Origin of the sequence: uncultured Methylobacterium sp. (assembly GCF_964251405.1) — a bacterium.
Classification (GTDB): Bacteria; Pseudomonadota; Alphaproteobacteria; order Rhizobiales; family Beijerinckiaceae; genus Methylobacterium.
Map to the genome: position 1 here is coordinate 1 of NZ_CAXUJR010000098.1, position 10911 is coordinate 10911.

A 10911-nucleotide genomic window follows, 5' to 3' on the forward strand; every position below is an offset into this window, starting at 1 on the left:
GTGCCACGCCGCGCAGGGCTACCTGATGGGCCGGCCCGCCCTGATCGGCCAGTTCGCGCAATATACGCACGACGCGAGGGGTGATGAGAGCAGGCCGGTCCTGGCAGCATGACGCTGATCTTGACTGCCTCAGGAGGCTCTGCGTCGAGCGGGCAGGCCCGTTCGACCTATTCCGTCGTCATGCCGAATTCGCCCCGGACTCTCTCATGACTGTCCGGGGCGCGGTTTCGGCTAATTCAAGGCGAGGGGATCGGCCTCGCCGAGGAAGGCCGAGACCTCGCGAAAGAACTGCATGCGGTTCTTTTCCATGATCACCGTGTGCGTGCCCTCGCCGAGCTCGACGAAGCGCTTGTAGGGCACGGCGGTGAGCTTGGTGAAATAGTCCTGGGCCTGGTAGCTCGGCAGGTCCGCATCCCATTCCGCGTGGATGACGAGGGTCGGCACGCGGATCAGGCCGGGGTCGTAGAGCGGCTTGCCGGCCTGCCAGTATTCCTGGGAATCCGCGATGATGCCGTTCGGCGCCCGCAGGATCGGCGGGGTCTGGGCCGCGCCGGTCGGGTCGGTCGCCCAGGTCGCGTCGGCCCATTGCTCGAACCAGCCCGGCGGGATGAGACCAGCCCTTTTGTCCTCCGGCACGCCCTTGAGCCAGCGATCCTTCGCGCTGTCCCGTGACACGCTGCGATAGGCACCGAGCGGGCCGGTATTGCCGAGGTTGGGTGGCGCCTTGGCAAGCCATTGCGGCGCATACAGCACCAGGCGGTTCACCTTGTCGTTGTTCTGCGAGGTGTAGAGGCCCATGGTCGAGGTGCCCCACGACCAGCCCATCAGGTTGAGCTTGTCGACGCCGCGGCGCTTCAGGATGGCGTCGACCGCGGTGCCGACGGCCCGCACCGCGTCCGGCGTCCGCATGAACGGCGTGTTGTCCTGGGCCGGCTGGCTCATCTGCCGGGGCCGATCGGAGAAGCCGTAACCGGGCAGGTCGACGAGATAGACGTCGTAGCCCTGGCCGGCGAGGTAATCCATCATCGAGAGCCCGTTGAGGGGCAGGTCGAAGGAGGTCGAGGCCGGATAGGTCGCCCCGTGCACGTAAAGCAGGATCTTCTCGGCCGGGAACGCTTGCATGCCGGCGGGTCGCTTGTTGCGGACATAGAGCGTAATGTCCGGATCCTGGGTCGGAACGCGGAAACTCTCCACCGTGATGGGGTCGCGCGTGCTGGGGTCGCGGGCACCCGGTTCGGCGGCCTCGACCACGGAGCCGATCCCCGTGCCGCAGGCCGCCGCCACGCCAAGCGCCGCGAAAGTCCGGAGGATCTGGCGCTTCGTCGATGTTCTCTGCATCGTTGTCTCCCTCGCCGCCACAGGTGCGGCCAACGGGTTGAAGCAGTTCGCGCGCGGGCGGGCAACGCCGGGGGCGATCCCGCGACCGTCGATCGCCGATGGGGGATAACGGGATTCGCCCCGTAGGCCTTCGGCGCGAACCGGCCTAGGCTGCGGGGCGTGACACTCTCGAAGCAGCAACTCGGCGCCGCGACCTCAAGCGCCCTCCATGTCGCCGAGCGTGAGCGGTTTTGCGCCTTCATCGCCGACGAGGCGACGCAGTTCGCCCCCAACCCCTTTGCGGTGACCACCGTCGGGGTCGTTCTGCAGAGATGGTCGACCCGCAGGATCGAGTTCAGGGCCTTCGGCATCGTCGAGGCCGGCCTGTCCTGCCTGTTGGGCTGCGCCGGCACACGTCCCGAGACGGACACGCTCGTGCAGGAGATCCTGAAGGCCGGTCCTCACACTCTGTATCTGTTTCACGACGGGGGTGGGTGCCGGGTCCTCGGGGGCGTCCTGCACGGCAAGCCGGGCGTCGCGCTGCCGTATTTCCGCCCTCGCGCCCAGCGGCCGCGCAGGTCGACCCAGGCTCAGGTTGCGCAACTCGACCTGTTCGCCCCAGCCGGCGTCTAGGAACGCTCACCTTGCGCCGTTCGCATCGGCGAGGGGCTGGCGTCCACGGGCGCTCGTCTCGATCCGAAAGCGCCGCCGTGCGGGTTCGCGAGCGGCGTCTCCGGATCGTCGGCCCGCATCGCGTGCTCTTGATCGAATCCGCGTGTCGCATTGGCGCGGGTCTTGAGCTTCGGCATCATGTGTTTTGCCACATCCAGGAAAACCTTATCGTGCCGGAGGACGTCCTCGATCGATCGATTCTGACAGGGATCCTTCCATGGTGAAGGACGAAGAGGATAGCGAGGCCCCGCGCTCGGTCGGCACCCGGTCGCCAGACCAGGAGGCGCTGGCGCAAGCGCAGCGGCGGGCGGGCGAAGTCGGCCGCGGGCGCGATGCGAAGGAGCCGACCGACATCCCCCCGGCGGGGTGGAAGGATATCCTCTGGCGGGTGTTCTGGGCGCTGCCGCAGGACCGGGTATTGGCGACGGCCGGAGGAGTCGCCTTCTTCGCCCTGCTCGCCGTCTTTCCCGGACTGGTCGCGGTCGTCTCGATCTACGGGCTGTTCTCGGACCCCAACGTGATCAGTCAGCATGTCGGCCTGCTGAACAGCATCCTGCCGGCCGGCGCGCTCGATCTACTCTCCGACCAGCTCGTGAGGATCGCCCAGCAAAGCACGGGGTCGCTCAGCCTCACGTCGCTCATCAGCTTGTTGATCGCGTTGTGGAGCGCGAATTCGGGTGTTAGCGCCCTCTTCGATGCCCTGAACGTCATCTACAAGGAGCGCGAGAAGCGAACCCTCGTGCGCTTCTACGCCACGACGTTCCTCTTCACCCTCAGCAGCGTCGTGTTCTTCCTCCTCTCCACGAGCGTCCTCGTCCTCCTGCCGCCACTCCTGCAGCGGCTCGGCTTCGAGGGGTTCACGGATACGATCCTGCAGATCGCACGGTGGCCGGCGCTGCTGTTCCTCGTGAGCCTGAGCCTGTCGACGATCTACCGGTACGGCCCGAGCCGGAACCGGGCGAAATGGCGCTGGGTGACCTGGGGCAGCACCCTGGCGGCCCTCCTCTGGGTCGGCACCTCGGCGGTCTTCACCTGGTACGTCGCCAGTTTCGACAGCTACAACCGCATCTACGGTTCGCTGGGCGCGGGCATCGGGTTCATGACCTGGATGTGGCTCTCGATCGTGGTCATGCTGCTCGGGGCCGAGATCAACTCGGAGATGGAGCGCCAGACCGTGCGCGACAGCACCGAAGGGCGGCCGAAGCCTCTCGGCGCGCGGGATGCCTTCGTGGCGGACAGCGTCGGTCCCAGGCATGAGTGACCCGCGCACCGGTTCGGCCCCCTTGCCGTCCGGCGCGCCGGACGCCCTCTCGCTCAGCGAAGCACCGGGTTCCAGGGCACCAGCACCTCGCGGTAGCCGACCGTCGTCTTCTCCAGGTGGGCGACCGCGGGGAAGGGATAGTGAAACCCCTGCAGCAGCGTCCGCTCGGCCGCGATGCGGTCGTAGGCCTTGCGGCGCGCCGCCTCGGCCATCACGGGGTCCTGATCGAACGTCACGTGCCAGCCCGGCCGGCGGGCGAAGAGGACCGGGATGTTCGTGAGGTCGGACTGCACGAACAGGCTCTTGTCGCCGGACGCGAGCAGGAAGGAGGTGTGCCCGGGCGTGTGGCCGGGTGTGCCGAGCGCCGTCAGGCCCGGCACGATCTCCTTGTCCCAGGCATAGGGCGTGACCTTGCGCGCGAGAGCGTCGAACACCCGGCGGCTGTTGCGGAAGCCATCCTGGAGCCGCCCGGCCGGCGCCCGGCTCATGGCGCCGTCATCCATCCAGTAGGCCCATTCCGCCTCCGGCACGAGGATCTCGGCATTGGGAAAGGCCGGCCGCCCCTCCGGTGTCAGGAGCCCGTTCACGTGGTCGCCGTGGAAATGCGAGATGACGACCGTGTCGATGGCGGCCCTGTCGATGCCCGCGGCCCTGAGATTGGTCTGGAACTGTCCGAAGGCGCCCTTGCTCGACTGGAAGGCGGCCTCGCCGTTGCCGGTATCGATGACGACGCGGCGGCTGCCCGTCTCGATCACCAGGGGCGTATAGGGCACCGAGAGCGTGGCGCCGTCCCGGAAGTCGGCGATCAGGGCCGCGGCGACCTCCTCGCGGGGGGCGTTGACGACGAAGCGCTCGGGCAGCGGGAAGGTGTTGACGCCGTCCGTCACCGCCGTGACCGTGACGTCGCCGACCCGGTAGCGGTAGTAGCCCGGTGTCTGACGCGTTCCCGCATCCTCCTGTGCGGAGGCCGGGGAAACGCGCGTGACCGCCATGGCCGTCGCGGCGAGCGTACCGGCCATGACCGTCCGTCGGGTCGCATGCGTCATCTGAACTCTCTCCTCAACCTGCTCGGCTCCGGAAACCGCGGCGCCGAAAGTACCGGATGACCGTGCCGTCGGCGCGCCTGTCCGGCTGGGACGAAGCCGGGCCGGCCGCGACCCACGCCCGCACCATGGTCGGATCATAACGGAACCGCCCTATCTCGCGAGGGATGGATCGCAGCTTTCCCATGACCCGCGCCGCCGGTCTCGACCGTCTCGCACACTTCACCGACCGTATGGGGCAAGACTATGCCGGCGGCCGCAATACCGACCGTGGGCCGGAGACGGACGCGTCGACCTCGGCGCTCTCGCCCTACCTGCGCCGAAGGCTGATCACCGAGCGGGAGGTGGTCGCGGCCGCACTCGCCGCGCACGGGCCGATCGCGGCCGAACGCTTCGTCCAGGAGGTGTTCTGGCGGACCTACTTCAAGGGACATCTCGAGACGCGCCCGGCCGTGTGGGCCGACTACCAGGGTCTCGTCGCCGAGGGCCGGCACCGGCTCGCGACGGAAGCGGGGTTGCGCAAGACCTACGATCGCGCCGTCGAAGGCCGCACCGGGATCGAGGGATTCGACGACTGGGCGCGCGAGATCGTCGAGACGAACTGGCTGCACAACCACGCCCGGATGTGGTTCGCATCGATCTGGATCTTCACCCTGCGCCTGCCCTGGGCGCTCGGCGCCGATTTCTTCCTCCGGCACCTGATCGACGGGGACCCGGCCAGCAACACCCTGTCTTGGCGATGGGTCGGAGGGCTCCACACCCGCGGCAAGCATTATCTGGCGCGGCGCGAGAACATCCGCCGCTACACCGAAGGCCGCTTCGATCCGGTCGGCCTCGACGAGGAGGCGGAGGCGTTGCAGGAGCCTGAGCCGGTGGCGGCCGTGAAGCCGCCGCCGTCCGATGCGCCGCCCCGCGGCGAGGTCGCCCTCCTCCTGCATCTCGACGACCTCCATCCCGAGAGCCTGCCGCTGGGTGACGCCCGGGTCGTGCAGATCGGCGGATGCCTCACGCATTCCGACGCGGCGGATCGTGTGCGCCGGGCCGATCGCGAGGCGATGGCGGACGCGCTCGCGCGAGCCGCCTCGCATTTCGGCTGCCCGGCCGGGCTCGTGGAACAGGGCTGGGCCGGGACGCTGCCGGTGGTTGCCGCCTGGGCTCCGGTCGGCCCGTCAGCGGCGATCCTGCCGCCCTGCGCGAGGATTCAGCGGGACTGGGATCGCGCGATCTGGCCACGCGCGACGAAAGGGTTCTTCCAGGTCAAGGCCGCCATCCCGCAGATCCTCGCCGCCGAGGGCTTGTGATACCTGCCCCACCTGATTGACTGAATTCAGGCCAATCAGACGAATATCTCCTCCTGACAAGCAGTGGGCTTCGCAAGCAAGAGTACATTCTTGTTGATAGAACGACTAAACGCCACTCATCGTCATTCCGGGGCTGCGAAGCAGAGCCCGGAAACCAGAACCGCCACCAGCGCAAGATTTTTATAGGCTTGTGTTTCTGGGTTCCGGGCTCGCCGGAGCTTGTCCTTGGACCGACCGAAGGCCGGATCGGGGGGCGCCCCGGAATGACGACGGGGGTGCGCATCCCCTCCCATGTCCACGTCAACGACCTGGGTCGATCATCCGGATGGCTCTGAGTTGGCGCCGCGCGGCGAATTCAAACGCCTGCGCCGAGGACCCTGTCCGGAAATGCCATGTCGGCGCCGCGAGAATCGCCTAGGACGTGGCACCCGGCTCGGGCCAGACGATTCGGCGCGCGGCTCATGGAGGTCGAGATGGCGATGGATGCGACGACGGCTCTGACCTCGAGCGAGGATCGGGCGACGCGGTCCGGCCTGATCGACGCGGGCACGGCGCTCGCCGCCGAGCGCGGGCAGCCGAGCGGCTTCGTCCGCGACCTCTTCGGGCGCGTGCCCCCGGAAGACCTCGCGCCCTACGCGCCCGAGGCCCTCGCGGCCCTGGCCATCGCCGCGCGGCGACATCTTGCGACGGCCCGGCGCCCGGACGGGGCGGCCACCGTCACGCTCTCCGACGTCACGGTGGAGCGCGACGGCCGCGAGCGCGAGCTGACCGTTCTCGACGTCGTCAACGACAACCGCGCGTTCCTCCTCGATTCGACTCTGGCCGAACTGACGAGCCTGGGCCTGACGCCGCTCCTCGTCGCCCATCCGATCCTCGCGGTGGAACGCGACGAGGCGGGCGGCCTCACGCGGGTCGGCGGCGAGACCACCGCCGAGGCCCATGGCGACGTCCACCGCGAGAGCGTGATCCACATCCACCTCGACCGCCTCGACGATGCCGAGGCGCGCTCGCGGCTCACCGAGGGCCTCGCCCAGGTCTATCGGGACGTGGTGGCGGCCACCGACGACCTTGCCCCCATGCTGGCGCTGATGGACACCCTCGCCGAGCGCTACCGGAGCACTGCGCTGCCCCTGGCCGAGGCCGAGATCGCCGAGGCTTTGGCCCTGCTCGAATGGCTGCGCGACGGGCATTTCACCCTGCTTGGAATGCAGGCGCACGCTGTCAAGGCTGGACCTCCACCCGATCTCGGCGACGCGGCCCTGGGGCTCCTGCGCGACCCCGAGGGCTCCGGGCAGCGCTTGAGCCGGATCCTGGGCAGCATGGCGCCCGAGATCGCTGCCTTCCTCGACACGCCGCAGGCGCTGATCGTCACTAAGGCGAGCGTGCGCTCGCGCGTCCACCGCCCGGTCCATCTCGACTACGTCTCGGTCAAGCTGTTCTCGGAGGGCGGCACCCTCGCGGGCGAGATGCGCATTCTCGGCCTGTTCGCCGCCACCGCCTACAGCTCCCCGGCCCGCGAGGTGCCCTATCTGCGCCGCAAGGTCGCCGAGGTCGCAGCGCGCGCCGGCCTCGACCCGACGAGCCATGCCGGGCGCACGCTGCTGCACGTGCTGGAGACCTATCCGCGCGACGACCTGTTCCAGATCGACGTCGAGCGGCTGCACCGCTTCGCGCTGGCCATCATCAACCTCGCCGACCGGCCGCGCATCCGCGTGCTGTCGCGGCCCGACCGCTTCGGGCGCTTCGTCTCGCTCCTCGTCTACGTGCCGAAGGACCGCTACGATTCGACCGTGCGGGCCAGGATCGGCGCCTACCTCGCCGAGGTCTACGAGGGGCGCCTGTCGGCCTCCTACCCGGACTTCCCCGAAGGCCCGCTGGCGCGGACCCACTACGTCATCGGCTTTTCGGGGAAGCACACGCCCGAGCGCGATCCCGCCGCCCTCGAAGCGGGTGTGGCAGGCATCGTGCGCACCTGGGCCGACGCGCTGCGCGACGCCCTGGCGGAGACGAGGCCGGGCGGGGCCGCGAGGGCGCTGGCGAACCGCTACGCCGAGGCCTTCTCGGTCAGCTACCGCGAAAACTTCGCGCCGGCGGTCGCCGTCACCGACATTGCGATCCTAGAGCGCCTGAGCCAGTCCGCCCCGCGTGCTGCCGATCTCGGGCGCCGCGACACCGACCGGCCCTCCCAGGCCCGTCTCAAGGTCTTCTCCCGCGGGGCGGCCCTGCCGCTGTCCGACCGGGTGCCGGCTCTCGAGAACCTCGGCTTCCGGGTCATCAACGAGCGGACCTACCGCATTCTGCTCCCCCAGGCCGAGCTCTCCGAGGCTCAGGTCTGGCTGCATGACATGCTGCTGCAGCGGGCCGGCGACGTGCCGATCGATCTGGCCGAGGTCGAGAAGCCCTTGGAAGGGACGCTGCTCGCGCTCTCCGAGGGGCGGGCCGAATCCGACGGCTACAACCGCCTCGTCCTGGAGGCCGCGATGGAGTGGCGCGACGCCGCGCTGCTCAGGGCGCTCGGCCGCTACCTGCGCCAGCTTCGCATCCGCTACGGCCAGGACTACCTCGCCGCGACCCTGAGCCGGCACGGGGCGCTCACCGCCCGTATCGTCGCCCTGTTCCGCGCCCGTTTCGACCCGGCCTTGGCCGGCGACCGCGAGGCGGCTCAAGGAGCGATCCGCGGTGAGATCGAGACGGCGCTCGCCGCCGTCACCAGCCTCGACGACGACCGCATCCTGAGGCGCTTCGTCAACCTGGTCGAGGCCGCGGTCCGGACCAATTTCTTCCAGACCGGGCCGGATGGGCGACCGCGCGAGACGACCTCGTTCAAGTTCGCCTGCGCCAAGGTCGCCGGCATGCCGCTGCCGCGGCCGTTCTTCGAGATCTTCGTGTATTCGCCCCGCGTCGAGGGCCTGCACCTGCGCTACGGCTACGTCGCCCGCGGGGGCCTGCGCTGGTCGGACCGGCCGGAGGATTTTCGCACCGAGATCCTGGGCCTGGTGAAGGCGCAGCAGGTGAAGAACGCCGTGATCGTGCCGGTGGGTGCCAAGGGCGGGTTCTTCCCCAAGCGCCTGCCCCCGGCCTCGGAGCGGCAGGCTTGGCTCACCGAGGGCACCGAGAGCTACAAGCTCTTCATCCGGACCCTGCTCGAACTCACCGACAACATCGTCGGCGACGGGATCGAGCCGCCGCCCGCTACGGTCCGGCACGACCCCGACGACGCCTACCTCGTGGTCGCCGCCGACAAGGGCACCGCCACCTTCTCCGACATCGCCAACGGCCTCTCGCTGGAGCGCGGCCACTGGCTCGGCGACGCCTTCGCCTCGGGCGGGAGCCAGGGCTACGACCACAAGGCCATGGGCATCACCGCGCGGGGCGCCTGGGAGGCCGTCAAGCGCCATTTCCGCGAGATCGACGTCGACACGCAGAGCGACCCGATCACCGTGGCGGGCGTCGGCGACATGTCGGGCGACGTGTTCGGCAACGGCATGCTGCTGTCGGAAAGCCTGAAGCTCGTGGCCGCCTTCGACCACCGCGACATCTTCCTCGACCCGAACCCGGATGCCGCCAGGAGCTTCGTCGAGCGCCAGCGGCTGTTCGCCCTGTCCCGCTCGTCCTGGGCCGATTACGACAAGGACCTGATCTCGGAGGGTGGCGGCATCTTCTCGCGCAGCCTCAAGACGATCCCGCTCTCGGCCGAGATCCAGGCGGCGTTGGGCTTCGATCAAGCCGAGGCCGCCCCGACCGAGGTGATGCAGGCGATCCTCAAGGCGCCGGTCGACCTCCTCTGGTTCGGCGGCATCGGCACCTATATCCGCGCCTCGAGCGAGACCGACGAGGAGGCCGGCGACCGTGCCAACGACGCCGTCCGCATCACCGGCGCCATGGTCCGCGCCAAGGCGATCGGCGAGGGCGCCAATCTCGGCCTGACCCAGCGCGGCCGCATCGAGGCGGCCCGCGCCGGCGTGCGTCTCAACACCGACGCCATCGACAATTCCGCCGGGGTGAACACCTCGGACGTCGAGGTGAACATCAAGATCGCCTTGATGGCGCCCGAACGCGACGGACGCCTCGACGTGCAAGCCCGCAACGCCCTCCTCGTGGAGATGACCGACGACGTCGCAAGCCTGGTGCTGCGCAACAACCAGCTCCAGACGCTGGCCCTGTCGCTGGCCCTGCGCCGGGGGCCTGGGGAAACCGGCTTCGCCATGCGGGTGATGCAGGTGCTGGAAGCGGAAGGCCGCCTCGACCGCGGTGTCGAGTTCCTGCCCGACGACGCGACCCTCACCGAGCGCCTGCGCAAGGGCGAGGGCCTGACCCGGCCGGAATACGCCGTGGTGCTCGCCTACGCCAAGATCTCGCTCTACGACGCCCTACTCGCGAGCCCCGTCCCCGACGACCCCTATTTCGACCGCGAATTGCAGCGCTACTTCCCCGCCGCGTTGAAGAGTCGGTTCCCCGACACCGTGAGGGGCCACCGCCTGCGCCGGGAGATCATCGCGACCACGCTCTCCAACATCATCGTCAACCGGGGCGGCCCGACCCTGGTGACCCGCCTCGTCGACGAGACCGGGGCGGATGCCGCCACCATCGCCAAGGCCTACGCGGTGACCCGCGATGCCTACGGGCTGATGGAGCTGAACCTCGCCATCGACGGGCTCGACGGCAAGATACCCGGTCAGGACCAGCTCGGTCTCTACGCCGAGGTCCAGGACCTGCTCTCGAACCGCATCGTCTGGTTCATCCGCAACCTCGATCTCACCGGGGGCATCTCTCCCATCGTCGCGCGCTACCGCGAGGGCGTCAGCGCCGTGCTCGACGTGCTGCCGCGGGTGCTCGATCCTGAGGTTGCCGCCGCGGTGGAAACGCGCCGCAGTGAACTCGTCGGTCGCGGCATGGCGGCGGAGCCCGCCCGCCGGCTGGCCTCGCTGCAAGCTCTGGTCTCCGCTCCCGACATCGTGCGGATCGCCGAGACCGACGGCCATTCCCTGCCGGAAATCGCCGCCACCCACTTCGCCATCGCCCAGGCGTTCCGTCTCGACGATCTCGTCGCCGCCTCGCGTGGGGCGCCGGTCGGCGACACCTTCGACAGGGTCGCTCTGGAGCGGGCTGTCGCCGGCATCTCCATGGCCCATCGGGGGCTGACGGCGGAGGTCGTGAGCGGGGGAGGGGCAGGGGCGGAGGCGGTCGAAGCCTGGAGCAGGGCCCGTGGGCCGGCGCTCGCCCGGATTCGCTCGGCGGTGGAGGCCATCGCCTCGTCGGGGCTCACGGTCTCGAAGGCGGTGGTGGCGTCGAGCCTGCTCGGCGACCTCGCCCGCCG

General features: G+C 69.4%; 6 protein-coding genes. 4 read left to right on the forward strand and 2 right to left on the reverse strand.

Translation table 11 applies throughout. The annotated features are described in order from the left end of the window. Positions 1–231: 231 nt before the first annotated feature. Positions 232–1338, reverse strand: coding sequence for an alpha/beta hydrolase (locus ACFE7U_RS15160; RefSeq protein ID WP_375410553.1), 1107 nt, complete (start codon positions 1336–1338; stop codon positions 232–234). 159 nt (positions 1339–1497) lie between these two features. Between ACFE7U_RS15160 and ACFE7U_RS15165 the strand changes: the two genes are divergently transcribed. Together ACFE7U_RS15165 and ACFE7U_RS15170 are read left to right on the forward strand one after the other, a co-directional pair. Further along, a complete protein-coding gene (locus ACFE7U_RS15165; protein WP_375410554.1) occupies positions 1498–1950 on the forward strand; it encodes a hypothetical protein in 453 nt (150 codons plus the stop codon). A gap of 256 nt (positions 1951–2206) precedes the next feature. After that, positions 2207–3250, forward strand: a complete 1044-nt coding sequence (locus ACFE7U_RS15170) for a YihY/virulence factor BrkB family protein (RefSeq protein WP_375410555.1) — start codon at positions 2207–2209, stop codon at positions 3248–3250. 53 nt (positions 3251–3303) lie between these two features. On the opposite strand, the gene ACFE7U_RS15175 is transcribed toward ACFE7U_RS15170, so the two are convergent. After that, on the reverse strand, positions 3304–4296 hold the full coding sequence (locus tag ACFE7U_RS15175; protein WP_375410556.1) for an MBL fold metallo-hydrolase: 993 nt from the start codon (positions 4294–4296) through the stop codon (positions 3304–3306). A gap of 182 nt (positions 4297–4478) precedes the next feature. Here ACFE7U_RS15175 and ACFE7U_RS15180 point away from each other — a divergent pair, with 182 nt between their 5' ends. Then, positions 4479–5594, forward strand: a complete 1116-nt coding sequence (locus ACFE7U_RS15180; protein ID WP_375410557.1) for an FAD-binding domain-containing protein — start codon at positions 4479–4481, stop codon at positions 5592–5594. A gap of 479 nt (positions 5595–6073) precedes the next feature. Beyond that, positions 6074–10911: NAD-glutamate dehydrogenase (locus tag ACFE7U_RS15185; RefSeq protein WP_375410560.1), on the forward strand; the 4838-nt coding region annotated here is incomplete at its 3' end.

What these genes read in the sequence shown, in the direction of transcription:
- ACFE7U_RS15170 (WP_375410555.1), top strand. Translation starts at nt 2,207, where the DNA reads ATGGTGAAGGACGAAGAGGATAGCGAGGCCCCGCGCTCGGTCGGCACC.
- ACFE7U_RS15175 (WP_375410556.1), bottom strand. Translation starts at nt 4,296, where the DNA reads ATGACGCATGCGACCCGACGGACGGTCATGGCCGGTACGCTCGCCGCG.
- ACFE7U_RS15180 (WP_375410557.1), top strand. Translation starts at nt 4,479, where the DNA reads ATGACCCGCGCCGCCGGTCTCGACCGTCTCGCACACTTCACCGACCGT.
- ACFE7U_RS15160 (WP_375410553.1), bottom strand. Translation starts at nt 1,338, where the DNA reads ATGCAGAGAACATCGACGAAGCGCCAGATCCTCCGGACTTTCGCGGCG.